Origin of the sequence: Lentzea aerocolonigenes (assembly GCF_000955955.1) — a bacterium.
GTDB lineage: Bacteria > Actinomycetota > Actinomycetes > Mycobacteriales > Pseudonocardiaceae > Lentzea > Lentzea aerocolonigenes_A.
Window position 1 is genome coordinate 19,429 of the sequence record NZ_JYJG01000093.1, and the last position, 17,565, is coordinate 36,993.

Annotated in this window: 14 protein-coding genes; 10 read left to right on the forward strand and 4 right to left on the reverse strand. The window is 69.1% G+C overall.

Annotation, left to right across the window (positions count from 1 at the left end; genetic code table 11):
- Positions 1-61: 61 nt before the first annotated feature.
- Complete coding sequence (gene ald / locus UK23_RS15075) at positions 62-1,174, forward strand: alanine dehydrogenase (RefSeq protein ID WP_045312135.1); 1,113 nt, start codon at positions 62-64, stop codon at positions 1,172-1,174.
- A gap of 53 nt (positions 1,175-1,227) precedes the next feature.
- Here ald and UK23_RS15080 read toward each other — a convergent pair whose 3' ends face one another.
- From UK23_RS15080 to UK23_RS15090, 3 genes are read right to left on the reverse strand one after another with little or no spacing between them, the layout of a single operon-like run.
- Positions 1,228-1,572 (reverse strand): hypothetical protein, encoded by a 345-nt coding sequence (locus tag UK23_RS15080; RefSeq protein WP_045312136.1) that lies wholly within the window; start codon positions 1,570-1,572, stop codon positions 1,228-1,230.
- A complete protein-coding gene (locus UK23_RS15085; protein ID WP_052684682.1) occupies positions 1,569-2,252 on the reverse strand; it encodes a TetR/AcrR family transcriptional regulator in 684 nt (227 codons plus the stop codon). The genes UK23_RS15080 and UK23_RS15085 overlap by 4 nt, the downstream gene beginning before the upstream one ends.
- A 10-nt stretch (positions 2,253-2,262) precedes the next feature.
- Positions 2,263-3,711 (reverse strand): MFS transporter, encoded by a 1,449-nt coding sequence (locus tag UK23_RS15090; RefSeq protein ID WP_045312138.1) that lies wholly within the window; start codon positions 3,709-3,711, stop codon positions 2,263-2,265.
- A 451-nt stretch (positions 3,712-4,162) separates the two neighbouring features.
- Between UK23_RS15090 and UK23_RS15095 the strand changes: the two genes are divergently transcribed.
- The 9 genes from UK23_RS15095 (at position 4,163) to UK23_RS15135 (ending at position 16,395) form a co-directional block, all read left to right on the forward strand.
- The gene (locus UK23_RS15095; RefSeq protein WP_045312139.1) at positions 4,163-4,345 is read left to right on the forward strand and encodes a hypothetical protein; all 183 of its coding nucleotides are present in this window, start codon (positions 4,163-4,165) and stop codon (positions 4,343-4,345) included.
- The gene (locus tag UK23_RS15100; protein ID WP_045312140.1) at positions 4,345-4,785 is read left to right on the forward strand and encodes a hypothetical protein; all 441 of its coding nucleotides are present in this window, start codon (positions 4,345-4,347) and stop codon (positions 4,783-4,785) included. The genes UK23_RS15095 and UK23_RS15100 overlap by 1 nt, the downstream gene beginning before the upstream one ends.
- 22 nt (positions 4,786-4,807) lie before the next feature.
- A complete protein-coding gene (locus UK23_RS15105; RefSeq protein WP_082114669.1) occupies positions 4,808-5,758 on the forward strand; it encodes an ABC transporter ATP-binding protein in 951 nt (316 codons plus the stop codon).
- A complete protein-coding gene (locus UK23_RS15110; RefSeq protein ID WP_045312141.1) occupies positions 5,758-6,633 on the forward strand; it encodes an ABC transporter permease subunit in 876 nt (291 codons plus the stop codon). Before UK23_RS15105 ends, UK23_RS15110 begins: the two co-directional genes overlap by 1 nt.
- A 56-nt stretch (positions 6,634-6,689) precedes the next feature.
- Positions 6,690-10,385: an ABC transporter ATP-binding protein gene (locus tag UK23_RS15115; protein WP_231114512.1), complete on the forward strand. Its 3,696-nt coding sequence runs from the start codon at positions 6,690-6,692 to the stop codon at positions 10,383-10,385.
- 34 nt (positions 10,386-10,419) lie between these two features.
- Positions 10,420-11,331 (forward strand): DUF6891 domain-containing protein, encoded by a 912-nt coding sequence (locus UK23_RS15120; protein WP_045312143.1) that lies wholly within the window; start codon positions 10,420-10,422, stop codon positions 11,329-11,331.
- A gap of 10 nt (positions 11,332-11,341) precedes the next feature.
- Positions 11,342-12,148 (forward strand): hypothetical protein, encoded by an 807-nt coding sequence (locus UK23_RS15125; protein ID WP_045312144.1) that lies wholly within the window; start codon positions 11,342-11,344, stop codon positions 12,146-12,148.
- A gap of 294 nt (positions 12,149-12,442) precedes the next feature.
- Positions 12,443-16,132 carry a multifunctional oxoglutarate decarboxylase/oxoglutarate dehydrogenase thiamine pyrophosphate-binding subunit/dihydrolipoyllysine-residue succinyltransferase subunit gene (locus UK23_RS15130; RefSeq protein ID WP_082114670.1) on the forward strand — a complete coding sequence of 1,230 codons (3,690 nt, stop codon included), beginning with the start codon at positions 12,443-12,445 and terminating at the stop codon, positions 16,130-16,132.
- A gap of 80 nt (positions 16,133-16,212) precedes the next feature.
- Complete coding sequence (locus UK23_RS15135) at positions 16,213-16,395, forward strand: DUF6104 family protein (protein WP_045312145.1); 183 nt, start codon at positions 16,213-16,215, stop codon at positions 16,393-16,395.
- Positions 16,396-16,426: 31 nt separating this feature from the next.
- Here UK23_RS15135 and UK23_RS15140 read toward each other — a convergent pair whose 3' ends face one another.
- On the reverse strand, positions 16,427-17,515 hold the full coding sequence (locus tag UK23_RS15140) for a ricin-type beta-trefoil lectin domain protein (RefSeq protein WP_045312146.1): 1,089 nt from the start codon (positions 17,513-17,515) through the stop codon (positions 16,427-16,429).
- Between the last annotated feature and the right edge of the window lie 50 nt (positions 17,516-17,565).

Genomic DNA, 17,565 nt, shown 5'->3' on the forward strand with positions numbered 1-17,565 from the left:
TGACATGACCTTCCGGGTGCCCCACATTGTGAGATGTCGGCCACCGAACGGAGGAGTCATCGTGCGGATCGCAGTGCCCCGCGAGATCAAGAACCACGAGTACCGCGTCGCTCTCACCCCTGCCGGTGCGCACGAACTGACCAGCCGCGGCCACGACGTCTTCGTCGAGCAGGGCGCCGGCCTCGGTTCCGCGATCACCGACGAGGAGTACCTCGCCGCGGGCGCCAAGATCCTCGCCTCCGCCGACGACGTGTGGGCCGAGGGCGACATGGTCCTCAAGGTCAAGGAGCCGATCGCGGCGGAGTACCCGCGTCTGCGCGCCGGCCAGACCCTCTTCACGTACCTGCACCTCGCCGCCGACAAGCCGCTGACCGAGGCGCTGCTGGCCTCCGGCACCACGGCCATCGCCTACGAGACCGTGCAGCTGCCGAACCGCTCGCTGCCGCTGCTCGCCCCGATGTCCGAGGTCGCGGGCCGGCTGGCTCCGCAGGTCGGCGCGTTCTCCCTGATGAAGCCCTCCGGCGGCCGCGGCGTGCTGCCCGGCGGCGTCCCCGGCGTCGCCCCGGCCCGCGTGGTCGTGATCGGCGGCGGCGTGGCCGGCGTCAACGCCGCCACCATCGCCGTCGGCATGGGCGCGGACGTGCAGATCCTCGACACCAACGTCGATCGCCTGCGTCAGATCGACGCCCAGTTCCAGGGCCGTCTGCGCACGCTGGCCTCGAACGCTTTCTCCGTCGAGCAGGCCGTCCGAGAGGCCGACCTGGTCATCGGCGCCGTCCTGGTGCCGGGTGCCGCGGCTCCGAAGCTGGTTTCCAACTCCCTGGTCGCCGACATGAAGCCGGGCTCCGTCCTGGTGGACATCGCCATCGACCAGGGCGGCTGCTTCGAGGACTCCCGCCCCACCACGCACGCCGAGCCGACCTACGAGGTCCACAACTCCGTCTTCTACTGCGTGGCGAACATGCCGGGCGCCGTCCCGCGCACCTCGACCTACGCGCTGACCAACGTGACGCTGCCCTACGCGGTCGCGCTGGCCGACAAGGGCTGGACGCAGGCGCTGAAGGACGACCGTTCGCTCGCCCTGGGCCTCAACGCCCACGCCGGCCAGCTGACCAACGGCCCGGTGGCCGAGGCGACCGGCCTCGTGCACACGCCGCTGGAGACCGTCATCTGAGGCCAACTGAATGAATGAGGCCCCCGCACGCGATCACGCTGCGGGGGTTTCGCCTATTCCGGTTTCAGTTCGGCGCGGTACTCGTCCACGAGGCGGAAGAACAGGTCGAGCGGGTCGTCCGCCCCGCCGTACTCCTCAATGGCACAGGCCCAGCCGAGGGACATCCCCCAGCCGAACCTGGCCGCCAGCCAGCTGCTGAAGTCACGGCTCGACCCGAACGCGAACTGCTCCTCGACGCCGTGCACCTCCAGAGCAAGGCCATAGCCCCAGAGCAGGGTCTGCAGCGTCCCGAGCCGTCTCCCCGGAACCCACAGCTCCGGCCGGAGCCGGATGTCCTCCAGCAGGCCGTAGACGTCTTCGTGCTCGGACGGCAGTTTCGGCCGCGGTGAGGCGCTCATGACCGCAGCGCCGCCACTCGCGCCTTGATGCCGTCGATCACGCAGTCCAGCCCGAACTCGAACTGCCCCTCCAGCATCCACACCGCCGGATCGTTCAGCATCTCGACGTAGCGGGGGTGCTTCTCCCGGTACAGGTCGGCGATCTTCCCCAGGTCCGGCGGCGGCTCGTCCATCCCGCCGCGCGCGGCGAAGTTCGCCTCGGCCAGCGCGAACCCGGTGACGAAGCTCGACACCGTCGACACCGACTGGGCGGCCGCCGCCGTCGACAGTCCCGCGCGCAGCATGGGTTCGAGCATCGAGTCGGCCATCGCCACCGCGTTCGGGCCGATCGAGTTGAACTCGCCGATGCCGCGCACCCACCACGGGTGCTTGAGCGCGAGATGACGCAGCGAGTGCATCATCTCGCGCAACGCGGGCTCCCAGTCCGCGTCCGGGGCCGGCAGCGGGAACTCGCCGTAGATCTCGTCGAGGCAGAGCTCGATCAACGCGTCCTTGGTCGGCACGTGCCAGTAGAGCGACATCGGTGCCGCGCCCAGCTCGGCGGCGAGCTTGCGCATGGACAGCTTCTGCATGCCGTGCGCGTCCAGCATCTCCATCGCCTTGCGGACGATCGCCTCCCGGCTCAGGCCGAGAGGCTGGCCGCTGCCGGGCCTGGGCTTGCTGAAGAACACGCTGTCCACGGCATCGATCCTAAGCACGCCGCAACAACACGCTGGCCACAACACCTCCCAGGAACACGGCGATCGCACCGATCACCAGGCTCACGCTCATACCGGACGAGAACGCGTCGCGCACGACCGTGATGTCCGCGCCGCTGTGCAACGCCACGCTCAAAGAGCGACCGGGAACGCCGTCCGGAAGCTCGGCAGCGAACCGGGCCGACAGCAGCGCGCCGAGCACCGCGATGCCAAACGACGAACCCAGCTCGGTCAACGTGCCGGAGAGCCCGGATGCGATGCCGGCGCGTTCCGGGGGAATCGACCCCATCAGCGCGTTGACCGCAACTGGTTGTGCCACACCGACTCCCACGCCGATGAGGATCAGTCCGGCCAGCGTCGGCGGATACGTCGTGCCGATCGACAACAGCGCCACGCCTCCCGCGACGATCGTCATGCCGAGCAGCATCGCCTTGCCGGCGCCCAGTTTCAGCACGAGCTGGCCCAGGGTGTTGCTCGTGACGAGCAACGCGATCGCCATCGGCGCCACGCGGATGCCGGCCTCCAACGGGCTGTAGCCGAGCACGCCCTGAAGGTGTTGTGTCAGCAGGAAGAGCGAGCCCGCCATGCCGAACGCCGCCAGCACGCCCGACGCCACCGCACCGGTGAAACGGCGGTCCTTGAAGAACCCGAGGTCCAGCATCGGTTCGGCGGTGTGCCGTTCCCACAGCCCGAACGCCGTCATGGTGACCACGCCGAGCGCCACCGGCACGCCGAACTCCAGCGAGCCGAAACCGTGCTCCGGCACCGAGATCACCGCGTACACCAGCGAGACCATGCCGATGATCGACAGGATCGAGCCGAGGACGTCCGGCTTGCGCACGGTCGGGTCCTTGGACTCCGGCACCAGCGCCGCCACGGCCGCGATCGCGAGGACCGCCACCGGCACGTTGATCAGGAACACCGAGCCCCACCAGAAGTTCTTGATGAGCGCGCCACCGATCACCGGCCCGGCCGCGAAGCCGAGGCTCGTCACCGCCGCCCAGATGCCGATGGCCTTCGGGCGTTCCTTCTCGTCGAACAACTGCATCAGCACGGCCAGCGTGCCCGGCATCAGCATCGCCGCGCCGACGCCCATGAAGCCCCGTGCCGCGATCAACGCCTCGGACGAGCCCGCGTAGGCCGCCACGGCGCTGCCCGCGCCGAAGAGCAGCAGACCGCCCAGCAACGCCTTCTTGCGCCCGAACCTGTCGCTGAGGCTGCCGGTCGTGAGCAGCAGACCCGCCAGCGCGAGCGAGTAGGCGTTGATCATCCACTGGATGTCCGCGGTACTGGCGTCGAGACCCGTGGAGATCGACGGGATCGCCACGTTCAGCACGGTGTTGTCCAGCACCACGACCATCACGGACAGGCAGAGCACGCCGAGCACGGCCCAGCGCTGGGGATGCGGGTGCACCCCGATCTTCTCGGTCGTCGAAGTCATCTCTCGTCCCCCTTACGGTGTACGAGCAACTTACATCGTACGAGACCGCAGGGCGCAAGAGGATTTCGCTCAGAGACGAGGAGTGCCCGCAGCCGGCGAAAAGGGGGAGAAGGGGGAGACCCGGGGGTTCGGGGGTGTCCCCCGAAAAACACTGCGGGCTCTGGCGAAATCGGCCGAAGGTCGATGAGCGCCAGAGCCCGCCACGTAAAGGGCGGCCGCGCTCAACCAGCCTGGGGGTCACTGGGAGCGGGGCCGCCGTCACCAAATATAGCGGGCCCGAGGCACCGCCGCCCAGCACCCCCACCGAAACGCGACCAGAAAGTTTCCCCAACTGGACCACTGCCCGTGTTGGGCCCGTCCAGCAAACGAGTGAATTCCCCCTCGCGCGGTGCGGCGAGCAGGGCCAACGACCGATGAAGACGGAGTCGGGTGTCCCTCGAAGGGAGATTCCATGGCTGAACCACAGGGATGGATCCACTGCCACGACCCGTTCGGTCGGGACAGATCGATGACCGTTCTGGTCGAGAACGACCGAGTTCTCCTGGTCACGCCACCGGGCGAGACCGCTGTGATGTCCGCCACTCAGACGCGTCGGCTGGGCTCTTTGCTCGACCAGGCCACGGCGAAGATGTGATGGACGACGCCCTGCGAGACGCGGTGCTGCAACGGCTGGCACTGCTGGACAAGGTGGCCGAGCACGGCGAGGCCGAGGCCCTGGTGCCCCTGGCCCGCGCGGAGATCCACCGCCTGGCGGACGGCTGGCGCCTGCTGCTGACGGTCCACCAGCCCGATGAGGACGGCCGCTGCAAGGCGTGTCCTGGCTGGTTGCGGCGACGGCGGTGGCCCTGCCAGGTCTGGAACATGGCTCATCAGCACCTGATCGGCGAGGGTCTGCCGCACCGGGAACGCCGCAAGCCGTTGCGCAACCCGTTCACCCGATCAGGCACGATCGAGATTCCCGAGGAAACACCGGTCGAGCTGACCACCGAACTGCCGCCGATCTTGTCCGACGTGCCGCCGCAGGTGCACCGGGCTCCGGTCGTGACACGTCCGAAGCACGCCTTGCCCGACTGACACTTCAGGCAGGATGGGCCGCATGCATGACGGCAGCGGCCTCATCGCGGTCCAGAACCTGACCAAGCAGTTCGGTTCGGTCACCGCGGTGCAGAACCTGAGCTTCACCGTGTCCCCCGGCAGTGTGACGGGCTTTCTCGGCCCGAACGGCGCGGGGAAGACGACGACCCTGCGCATGCTGCTGGGTCTGGTGACGCCCACGAGCGGCACGGCGACGATCAACGGACGGCAGTTCCACCAGCTCGGCCAGCCCGGCCGCGTGGTGGGTGCGGTGCTGGAGGCGCAGGGCTTCCACCCGCGCCGCACCGCGCGCAACCACCTGCGGGTCTACGCGGCGGCGATCGGCGTGCCGGACACGCAGGCCGACCAGGTGCTGAGCCTGGTCGGCCTCGCCACCGCGGCCGACCGCGCGGTCGGCGGGTTCTCGCTGGGCATGAAGCAACGGCTGGCGGTGGCCACGGCGTTGCTCGGTGATCCGCAGGTGCTGGTGCTCGACGAGCCGGCGAACGGGCTGGATCCCGAGGGCATCGCGTGGCTGCGCACGTTCCTGCAGTCCTACGCCCGCATGGGTCGCACCGTGCTGATCTCCAGCCACCTGCTGGCCGAGGTCGAGCAGACGGTCGACCAGGTCGTGATCATCTCCCGTGGGCAGACGATGTACTACGGGCCGTTGGAACACCTTCGCCAGCAACAACAACGCCGCGTTCTCGTGCAGCCATCGGACGTCGGTGCGCTCGCGACCGCGCTGCGAGAGGGCGGCGTGCTGACGATCGAGCAGCTCGTGGACGGGCGGCTCGCCGTGTCCGGAGTGGACTCGAAGCACGTCGCGGACGTCGCGTTGCGCGCGGGCGTGTCGGTCTACGGCATCCAGGAGGAGCAGGTCGACCTGGAACGGATCTTCTTCCAGCTCACCAGTGGTCAGTACGCCGGACAGGCGCCGGCTCCGTATCAGCAGCAGGGTGGTTGGGCCTGATGGGCAACCTCGTACAGGCGGAACTCCGCAAGACGACGACGACCGGACTGTGGTGGGGCCTGCTGATCCCGACGGTGCTGGTGGCGTTGGGCGGAGGCCTGCTCTCCGGCCTGATCGGGCGCGCCTTCGTCGACCTCACGTCGAGCGCGGACGCGGAGCAGCTCTCGGAGATGCTCGGGGTCACGCCGGACCAGTGGAAGTTCTCGCTGTTCGGCATCGCGCGGTCGATCAACCTCGCCACGGTGTTCCCGTTGATCTTCGGTGCGCTCGCGGTCTCCGGTGAGATCGGCAGGCGGACGATCACCACGACGTTCCTGACGGCGCCGTCGCGGATGCACACCATGCTGGCGAAGATGCTCGTCTACGCGCTGTGGGGCGCGATCTACGGGCTGGCGATCATGGGGTTCGTCGCGCTCGGCGTGGTACTGACCAGTTCGTCGGGTCAGCTGCCCGACTCCGGCGGCTGGGCGATGCTCACGCTGGTCTGCGTGGTGTCGTCGATCCTGATGACGATGTTCGGCATCGGTCTGGGCGCGTTGATCCCGAACACCGCCGGCGTGGTCGTGCTGCTGACCATGTACTTCGTGGTGATCGAGAACGCGGTGCTGCTCGGCCTGCGGATCGCGGGCACGCCGGAGACGGTCGTCGGGTTCCTGCCGAACGGGTCGGTGAACGGGCTCACCGGCTCGGTCGTCGTGGACCTGTTCCTCTCGAAGGCCGGCGTGGTGCCGGAGGAGGCCATCACGTTCCTGCGGATGTTCGCGGGCGCGGGCGGCGCGCAGTCGTGGTGGCTGTCGGGCCTGATCTTCCTCGGCTGGGTGGCGGTCGCGTTCGGCGGCGGCTGGGCACTGACGGCCCGCAAGGACATCACCTGACCTGCATATATTCAAGATCTAGTTGACTGTCGGACCCCATCCGTAGTCTTGGCTGCGTGACAAAAGGCTGGATCCGCCGACTGACTGCCGCGTGCTGGCAGCACCCCCGCCTGGTGGTGCTGTCGGTGCTCGCCGCCGTCGTCGGTGTCGGGCTGCAGGCGGCGGGCCCGTTGCTGCTCAAGACCGCGATCGACGACTCGACGGCGGGCCGCACCGACCGCCTCTGGGCGTTGATGGTGGCGTTGATCGTGCTGGAGCTGCTCACGTTCGGCTCGGCGTACTTGCGCCGGTACCTGGGCGGGCGGCTGGCGCTGGGCGTGCAGCACGATCTGCGGCTCAACGTGTTCTCGGCGGTGCAGCGGCTCGACGGCGCGAAGCAGGACGAGATGCGGACCGGGCAGATCGTGTCGCGGTCGATCACCGACCTGCAGCTGGTCCAGTCGCTGCTGATGATGGCTCCGCTGGCCGTCGGCACGGTGGTGTTCGCGGTGGCTGCTTTGGCCGCGATGCTCTACCTCTCAGTGCCGCTGACCTTGATCGCCGTCATCGTGCTGCCGCTGGTGGCGTGGCTGGCCGGGCGCACCCGGCTGACGTTGTTCCCGGCCACGTGGTCGGCGCAGCAACGAGCGGCCGATCTGGCACAGCAGGTCGAGGAGACCGTCACCGGTGTGCGCGTGGTGAAGGGCTTCGGCCAGGAGATGCGCGAGGTGGCGCGCCTGGAGAAGCACGCTCGCGCCCTGTTCGCGGAACGCATGCGGGCCGCCCGGCTGACCTCCCGGCCGCTCGCCACGGTGACGGCGCTGCCGTTGCTCGGCCAGGTCGGCGTGCTCGCTCTGGGCGGCTGGCTGGCGTTGCACGGGCAGGTCACCCTGGGCACGTTCCTCGCGTTCACGACGTACGTGGCCAACCTGGTGGGCCCGACCAGGATCCTGTCCGGTCTGGTGGTGACCGCGCAGCTGGCCAAGGCCGGTGTGACGCGCGTGTACGAGCTGATCGACTCGCAGCCGGACGTGACCGACGGCCCCGGCGAGGTTCCGGACGGCCCGCTCGCCGTCTCGTTCTCGGACGTGACGTTCGGCTACGCCCGCAGCGAACCGGTGCTGCAGAACTTCTCGATCTCCGTGGAGCCGGGCGAAACCCTCGCCCTGGTGGGCACCGCGGGTTCTGGAAAGTCCACTGTTTCCCTGCTGCTGCCCCGTTTCTACGACGTCCACTCCGGGTCCGTGCGGGTCGGTGGTGCCGATGTCCGCACGCTGCGCCTGGAGTCGTTACGCGGCTCGGTCGGCGTCGTGTTCGAAGAGGCGTTCCTCTTCTCCGACACGGTGTTCGCGAACATCGCGTACGGCCGTCCCGACGCCTCGCGCGCGGAAGTGGAGCGTGCCGCGAAGGCCGCCGAGGCGCACGACTTCATCGAGGCCCTCCCGCTCGGCTACGACACGGTGGTGGGCGAACGCGGCCTGACCCTCTCCGGCGGCCAGCGCCAGCGCGTGGCCCTGGCCCGTGCCCTGCTCTCCGACCCGCGCATCCTCGTACTGGACGACGCGACGTCCGCCGTGGACAACGCGACCGAGGCGGCCATCCACGCGACCCTCGCCTCGGTGACGGCCAACCGCACCACTCTCCTGGTGGCCCACCGGCGGTCGACGCTGTCGTTGGCGGACCGGATCGCCGTCCTGGACGCGGGCCGAGTGATCGACATCGGCACGCACGACGAGCTGACGTCCCGCTGCGCCCTCTACCGCGATCTGCTTGCGGGCCCGGACGAGGCCATCGAGTCCGCTGCCCCGGAGCCTTGCGGCGAGCTGTGGCCGGCGGTCTCGCAGGACGACCTGGAGCAGCGCCTGATCGACGACGCCCGGACCACGGCTCCGGCCGCGTCCGGCCGGCGCGGAGGTGGCGCCGGCGGCATGTCCGCTCTCGCCGGCGGCCCGCCGACCCCCGAGCTGCTGGCCCAGGTCCGCGCGTTGCCGCCGGCCACCGAAGTCCCGGTCCTGCACGGCGAAGACCCGCGCGCGCCCGATCCCGGTTTCCGCCTGGCCAGCCTGCTGCGCCCGGTCCGCTGGGCTCTTGGCGCGGTGGGTGCCCTCGTGGTGCTCGATGCGTTGGTGGGCATGGGTTTGCCCGCGCTGGTCCGGCTCGGCGTGGACGGCGGCGTGATGACGGGCCGGCAGTCCGCGCTGTGGCAGGCGGTGAGCCTCGGCGTGGGTCTGGTGGTGATCGGCTGGCTGACCACCACGGGCAGCACGGTGTTCGCCGCTCGCCTCGGTGAACGCCTGCTCTACCTGCTCCGCGTCCGCAGTTACGCCCATCTGCAACGGCTCGGCCTCGACTACTACGAGCGCGAGATGGCCGGCCGCATCATGACCCGCATGACCACGGACGTCGACGCTCTCTCGACGTTCCTGCAGACCGGCCTGGTCACCGCCGTGATCAGCCTGCTGACCGTCGTGGGCATCACCGCGGCCCTGGTGATCACCGACGGTTCGCTGGCCCTGATCGCCCTGGCCGTGCTGCCGATCCTGGCGGTCGCCACGGCGATCTTCCAGCGCCTCTCCTCCACGGCCTACGCCGAGGCCCGCGAACGCGTCAGCGCGGTCAACGCCGACCTCCAGGAGAACGTCTCGGGCCTGCGCGTCTCCCAGGCCTACACCCGCGAACGCCACTCCGCGGAGGCCTTCGCCGAACGCAGCGACGCCTACCGCCGCTCCCGCCTGCGCGCCCAGCGCTACATCGCCACCTACTTCCCTTTCGTGGCACTGCTTTCCGGGGTGGCCCAGGCGGTAGTGCTGGCCGTCGGTGCCCACCGGGTGGCCACCGGCACGCTGACTCCCGGTGTGCTGCTGGCGTTCCTGCTCTACCTGGGCCTGTTCTTCAGCCCGATCCAGCAGCTCTCCGGTGTCTTCGACGGCTACCAGCAAGCCCGCGTGGGTCTGCGCCGAATCGGCGACCTGCTGCGCACCCCGACCTCGGTCGAACCGCCCTCGGACCCGGTCCCGGTACCGCCCCGCCTGCGCGGCGAGGTGGAGCTGCGCAACGTCTCCTTCACCTACCAGGGCGCCGACCACCCGGCCCTCGACAACGTCTCCCTGCGCGTGACGCCGGGCGAAACCGTCGCCCTGGTGGGCGAAACCGGCGCTGGCAAGTCCACTCTGGTCAAACTGATCGCCCGCTTCTACGACGCCACCGCGGGTTCGGTCCTGATCGACGGCGTGGACGTCCGCACCTACGACCTCTCGGCCTACCGCCAACGCCTGGGCGTGGTCCCCCAGGAGGCCCACCTCTTCGGCGGCGACGTGGCCGCGAACGTCGCCTACGGCCGCCCCACCGCCACCGAGCCGGAAATCCAGCACGCCGTGGAAACCGTCGGCGCCCTCCCGATGGTCGCGAGCCTCCCCAACGGCTTCCGCCAACCGGTGGGCGAACGCGGCACCCGCCTCTCCGCGGGCCAGCGCCAACTCCTCGCCCTGGCACGAGCCGAGCTGGTCAACCCGGACCTGCTCCTGCTGGACGAGGCCACCGCGGCCCTCGACCCCGCGACGGAATCCGCGGTCCTGGCCGCCGCCGACCACCTGACCGGCTCCCGCACCACCTTCGTGGTCGCCCACCGCCTGGCCACCGCGGCCCGAGCCGACCGCATCGTCGTCCTGGCCGACGGCCGCATCGTCGAGCAAGGCACCCACACCGACCTCTTGGCCGCCAACGGCGCCTACGCCCACCTGTGGCGCCACGGCACCCCGGAAGCCGCCGCCTGACCGACCGCGTCCCTGAGCCGCCTACTGTCTGCCAATGCTCGAGATCATGGTGGAGACGGAGAACAGCGAGCGGCACGTCCGCCCCACCGCCGAGGCCCTGGCCGCACTGGTCGAGCGCATCGGCGGCCCAGGCGACCGCTTCCTGGTCGTCCAGCGGATCCCGGACCTGCCCGACGTGTTCGCGCAGATCTGGCACGAGGCCGGCGGCGACTACACGCTGGAGCACCGCGCCGGAGCCGCACACCTCCAGACGAACGCCGGCACCGCCGAGACAGTCGCGAAGGCCCTGACCGGCTGGGCCGGCCGGCAAGCCGGGTGGGACAGCGGGCTGAACTGGTCGAAGCTCGACCTCGGCCCCGCCCCCGAGGCGCCGCCGCTCGATCTCGACGAGGACGAGCGCGATCAGCTGGAAGAACGTGTCCGCGAGGTCCTGAACGGCGGGTACGCGGACCGCGCCGAGCTGGCCGAACTCGCGGAGGACTACCTGGTCGACGGCGACCGCAGGCCTGTCACGCCGGAGCAGGCGCGCGCGCTGGTGGACCAGTTGTGGCTGGAACGGGTCGCCGAGCAGGAATCCTGGCACGGCGAGACCGACCCGGAGCGGCTCACCAGGGCGTTCGAAGCGCTGAACAAGGCCGGCATCACGGCCCGCGAGAACTTCACCTGCTGCCGGAGTTGCGGCCAGGCCGAGATCGGCGGGGAGAGCGCGCCCGGTGCCCGCGGCTTCGTCTACTTCCACTCTCAGTGCACTGACGGAGCCGCGTCCGGCCACGGGCTGATGCTGCTCTACGGCGGTTTCGACGGCACCGAAGAAACCACCACGGCCATCGGCGACGAGGTCGTAGCCGCCCTCGAAGCAGCGGGACTGCGCACCGAGTGGGACCGCGACCCCGGCCGGGCCATCAACCTCACCCCGCTGGACTGGCGTCGCCGCCTGGTCGGTTAGGAGTCCCGCCGTGCCCTCTGTCCTCTACGTCTCCGACCTCGCCTACCCCGCCAGAGGCAGGCGCTACTGCGACGAGGACATCTACCTGACCTCGCAGCTCCGCAAGGCGTTCAACCTGGCCGTCTGCCACCCGGAAGACGCCGCGCACCTGATGCGGGGCTTCGACACGGTCGTCGTCCGCAACAGCGGCCCGGTGATCGGCTACCAGGACGCCTACGAACACTTCAAGAAGCAGGCGAACGCGACAGGTCAGCGCGTCTACAACCCGCTCACCGGCAAGGCCGACATGGCCGGCAAGCAGTACCTGATCGACCTGACCGGCCTGAACTACCCGGTGATCCCCACGATCGACACCCCGGACCACCTGGACCGGCTCCCCGACGCGGCCGAGTACGTCGTGAAACCCAAAGCCGGCGCCGACTCGCACGGCCTGGAGTTCGTCGCCCGAGACGAACTCGCGAACAAATCAGGTCTCCTCATCCAGCCCAAGATCGATTTCCGGTACGAGGTCTCGTTCTACTTCGTGGACCACGAGTTCCAGTACGCGCTGAACGCACCGGACCCGGCGCACCGCTGGGAACTCACGAGCTACACCCCGACGACCGCGGACCTGGAATTCGCGCAGAGGTTCATCGACTGGAACGACCTCGGCCACGGCATCCAGCGCGTCGACGCCTGCCGCACCCAGGACGGCGGCCTGCTGCTGGTCGAGCTCGAGGACCTCAACCCCTACCTGTCGCTCGACCGCGTCCCGGAAACGACGAGGGAGCGCTTCGTGCAGGCGATGACCAGCTCGATCCGAGGTTCGCTCACCTGAACAAGATCAACCCGTGGGGTGCACTTCCGGCACCTATCGTGAACTGATCACTGCTCTCGGTGCGTATGCCCGTCCAACAGCTCAACCACCATTGCCCGAAAGAGAGGAGACGTAGTGAGACGCACATCAAGAATTGCTCAACTGCGGGTGACGCCAGGCCCGTCCTGATCGATCCTGTGACTGAGCACTCCTTGCCAGGTGCCTCCAGCGTGTGAAGGCGCGGGCCAGGGGGACTAGCCTGACTACCGCATGAGTCAACACCAAGAGCGAGATGGATAGAGGCGAGCGCCAGCCGTGTCCAGCAGCAGTCCTGCGTCACAATTCGGGCCGAACGAGTGGCTCGTCGAGGAGATGTACGAGCAGTTCCTCGCGGACCCGTCATCCGTAGACCCGGCATGGCATGACTTCTTTGCCGACTACAAGCGTGCGGGTGGCAACGGCACCGCCACGGCGAGCGCGGCGGGTGGCGGAACGGCCACCACGACCGCGACCGTGACGCCGCCAGCCGCCGACAACGGCAAGGCCGCGCCCGCCGCCGCACCCAAGCCGGCCGCCCAGCCGAAGCCCGCGGCCACGCTGCCGCAGACCGGCAAGGCGACGCCGCAGCAGGCCGCGAAGGCCAAGCCGGTCACGCAGAGCGCGCAGGCCGAGCAGAAGCAGCTGCGCGGCGCCTCCGCCGCGATCGCGAAGAACATGGAGCTGTCGCTCACCGTTCCGACCGCGACCAGCGTGCGCGCCGTGCCCGCCAAGCTGCTGGCCGACAACCGCATCGTGATCAACAACCACCTGAAGCGGACGCGCGGCGGGAAGGTCTCCTTCACGCACGTCATCGGCTACGCGGTGGTCCGGGCGCTGCAGGCGTACCCGAACATGAACCGGCACTACGCCGAGGTCGACGGCAAGCCGTTCGTCGTCACGCCGGAGCACGTGAACTTCGGCCTGGCGATCGACCTGCCCGGCAAGGACGGGCAGCGCACGCTGGTCGTCGCGTCGGTCAAGGGCTGCGAGAACATGACGTTCACGCAGTTCTGGCAGGCCTACGAGGACCTGATCCGCAAGGCCCGCGGCGGTTCGCTGACGGCGGACGACTTCTCCGGTACCACGATCTCGCTGACCAACCCCGGCACGATCGGCACGAACCACTCGGTGCCGCGGCTGCAGGCCGGTCAGGGCGCGATCATCGGCGTCGGCGCGATGGAGTACCCCGCGCACTTCCAGGGCACCAGCGAGCAGGCGCTCACCGACATGGGCGTCAGCAAGATCATCACGCTGACCTCCACGTACGACCACCGCATCATCCAGGGCGCGGAGTCGGGCGAGTTCCTCAAGCGCGTGCACCAGCTGCTGCTCGGCGAGGACGGCTTCTACGACGACATCTTCGCGTCGCTGCGGCTGCCCTACGAGCCGATCCGCTGGGTCGCCGACATCCCGGAAGGCGCGGTCGACAAGACGGCCCGCGTCATCGAGCTGATCGACGCGTTCCGCACCCGCGGCCACCTGATGGCCGACACGGACCCGCTGAACTACCGCCAGCGCTCCCACGCCGACCTGGACGTGCTCAGCCACGGCCTGACGCTGTGGGACCTGGACCGCGAGTTCCCGGTCGGCGGGTTCGCCGGCCAGGAGCGGATGAAGCTGCGCGACATCCTGGGCGTGCTGCGCAACTCGTACTGCCGCACCGTCGGCGTCGAGTACATGCACATCCTGGAGCCGGAAGAGCGTCGCTGGATCCAGGACCGCGTCGAGGTTCCGCACGAGAAGCCGCCGGCCACCGTGCAGAAGTACATCCTCAGCAAGCTGAACGCGGCTGAGGCGTTCGAGACGTTCCTGCAGACCAAGTACGTCGGCCAGAAGCGCTTCTCGCTGGAGGGCGGCGAGACCGTCATCCCGCTGCTCGACGCGGTGCTCGACAAGGCCGCAGAGCACGAGCTCGACGAGGTCGTCATCGGCATGCCGCACCGCGGCCGCCTGAACGTGCTCGCGAACATCGTCGGCAAGCCGATCTCGCAGATCTTCCGCGAGTTCGAGGGCAACCTCGACCCCGGCCAGGCGCACGGCTCCGGCGACGTGAAGTACCACCTCGGCGCCGAGGGCAAGTACTTCCGGATGTTCGGCGACGGCGAGACCAAGGTGTCGCTGACGGCGAACCCGTCGCACCTCGAGGCCGTCGACCCGGTGCTCGAAGGCATCGTGCGCGCCAAGCAGGACCTGCTCGACAAGGGTGGCGACTTCTTCCCCGTCCTGCCGGTCGCCATGCACGGTGACGCGGCGTTCGCGGGCCAGGGTGTCGTGGCCGAGACGCTGAACCTGGCGCTGGTGCGCGGTTACCGCACCGGTGGCACGGTCCACATCGTCGTGAACAACCAGGTCGGCTTCACCACCGCGCCGGAGCACTCGCGGTCGTCGAAGTACTCGACCGACGTCGCGAAGATGATCGGCTCGCCGGTCTTCCACGTGAACGGCGACGACCCGGAGGCCTGCTACTGGGTCGCGAAGCTGGCCGTCGAGTACCGCCAGGCGTTCCACAAGGACGTCGTGATCGACATGGTCTGCTACCGCCGCCGCGGCCACAACGAGGGCGACGACCCCTCGATGACGCAGCCGGCGATGTACGACGTGATCGACCAGAAGCGCTCGGTCCGCAAGACCTACACCGAGTCCCTGATCGGCCGCGGCGACATCACGGTCGAAGAGGCCGAGAAGGCGCTGCAGGACTTCTCCAGCCAGCTGGAGCACGTCTTCAACGAGGTGCGCGAGCTCGAGAAGCACCCGGTGACGGTCAGCCCGTCGGTGGAGGCCGAGCAGCAGATCCCGGCGAAGCTGCCCACCGGCATCTCGCGCGAGGTGCTGGAGCACATCGCCGACGCGCACGTGAACCTGCCGGAGGGCTTCACCCCGCACGCCCGCGTCAAGCCGGTGCTCGAGCGCCGCGCGAAGATGGCGCGCGAGGGCGGCATCGACTGGGCGTTCGCGGAACTGCTCGCGCTCGGCTCGCTGTCGATGGAGGGCCGCAAGGTCCGCCTGGCCGGTCAGGACTCGCGCCGCGGCACGTTCGTGCAGCGCCACGCGACCCTGGTCGACCGCAAGACCGGCGACGAGTACACGCCGCTGCAGAACCTGTCGGACGACCAGGGCAAGTTCATGGTCTACGACTCGGTGCTGTCGGAGTTCGCGGCGGTCGGTTTCGAGTACGGCTACTCGGTCGCGAACCCGCAGGCGCTGGTGCTGTGGGAGGCGCAGTTCGGTGACTTCGTGAACGGCGCGCAGCCGATCATCGACGAGTTCATCTCGTCCGGTGAGGCCAAGTGGGGTCAGCGTTCCGACGTCGTGATCCTGCTGCCGCACGGCCACGAGGGCCAGGGCCCTGACCACACGTCGGGCCGCATCGAGCGCTGGCTGCAGCTGTGCGCCGAGGGCTCCATGACCGTCGCGGTGCCGTCGACCCCGGCGAACTACTTCCACCTGCTGCGCCGCCACGCCCTCGACGGCGTCGACCGGCCGCTCGTGGTGTTCACGCCGAAGTCGATGCTGCGCCTCAAGGCGGCCGTCAGCGGCACGGAGGAGTTCATCAGCGACCGCTTCCACTCGGTGATGGACGACCCGACGATCAAGGATCCGAACGCGGTCACGAAGGTCCTGCTGTGCAGCGGCAAGATCTCCTACGAGCTGCACGCCGAGCGCGAGAAGCGCGGCGGCGGCGACGTGGCGATCGTGCGCGTCGAGCAGCTCTACCCGGTCCCGGCCCGCAAGCTGACCGAGACCCTGGAGCGCTACCCGAACGCGAAGGACGTCCGCTGGGTGCAGGAGGAGCCGGCGAACCAGGGTGCCTGGCCGTTCTACGGTCTGGCCCTGCCGGAGCTGCTGCCCGAGCACCTGGGCACCGTCCGCCGCGTGTCGCGCCGCCCGATGGCCGCCCCGTCGGCCGGTTCGAGCAAGGTGCACGAGGTCGAGCAGCGCGAGATCATCACCCGCGCGTTCGAGTAAGTCGTTGTGAGGTGACGAGCCGCCGGGCCCCCGCATGGGTCCGGCGGCTCGTTTTCTAAGGCGTGCAAGGGAGTTCTGCCATGTACCACACCGATCGCGGTATCGAGGAGCTCGAGAAACGGCGCGGCGAGGAGGAGGTCACCCTCGCGTGGCTCGCCGACAAGCTCCGCTCGTTCGTCGACGCCAACCCGGACTTCGAGACAGCCGTCGAGCGCTTCGCCACCTACCTGGCGCGCGACGACGAAGACGACTTCGAGGACTGAACGCCGAGGATCAGGTGCTGTCCACCCGAGGTCAGGGCCTCCACTGCTGATTTGCCTGGCCCGTGCAGGACCACAGGTTCAGCTTCGTGCCATTGGCGGTGCCGAAGCCGGAGGCGTCCAGGCACAGGTTGGACAGCGCGTTGGTGATCGTGCCGTCGGCGTTGACGTTCCACTGCTGGTTCGTGCCGCCGTGGCAGTCCCAGATCACCACCGAGGTGCCGTTGGTGGTGCCCCCTCCAGAGGCGTCCAGGCACTTCGTGCCGTAGACCATCAGCTGCTTGCTGGAGGTGTAGGTCCAGTTCTGGTTGGCGCCGCCGTGGCAGTCCCACAGCTGAACCTGCGTGCCGTTGGTGCTGGTCGCGCCAGGAACGTCCGCGCAACGGCCCGACTGGACGCCGACGATCTGCCTGCCCGCGGGGTTGCCGATGCTGCCCGGCACGGAACGCAGCGCGTTGTACCAGGTCGCGGCCATCTTGGCATAGCCGGTGGCGGTCGGGTGGACGCCGTCGATCAGGTCCGCGGTGGTGAGGGCGGCGTGCATGTCGACCAGGTGCACGCGCTTGCCCGCGTTGGCCTTGCTCTGCACCATTGCCGGGATCGTGGCGTTGTACGCCCGGCCGAGGGACTCCTGCGAGTCGTTGGCCAACGGGATGATCGTCGCCACTAAGACGTCGGCGTTGGGCACGGTCGCGGTGATCTTGTCGACCAGCGCCGACAGACGGGCTGGGGCGTTGGCCACGTCGTGCTTCTGGAGCACGTCGTTGGTGCCGATGTGCAAGAGCACGGTGCGGGGGTTGGTGCTGTTGAGCCAGCTGACGACGTTCGCGTCGATCTGGTCGATGCGCCAGCCGGGGTGACCCTCGTGGTCGTGGTCGCCCAGCGACCCCGGACCGTTGAACTGCGAGCCGACGAAGTCCACGCGGTAGTTCCCACCGCCGAGCCGCTCCCACAGGCCGACGCGGTAACCGCCCGGCACCTGCGTTCCCTCGGTGATCGAGTCGCCCAGCGGCATGACCCGAGTTCCACCGTTGGATTCCGCCGCAGCCGGCGTGGTGGACAGCAGCACAGCGGTCAGCAAAGCGGCGGCAGAGGCGCTGAGCCACCGGAACCTAGCCTGCATCACGTTCTCCTCGGTCGCGAACCAATGTTGCGTTAGCGTTAACATTGGAG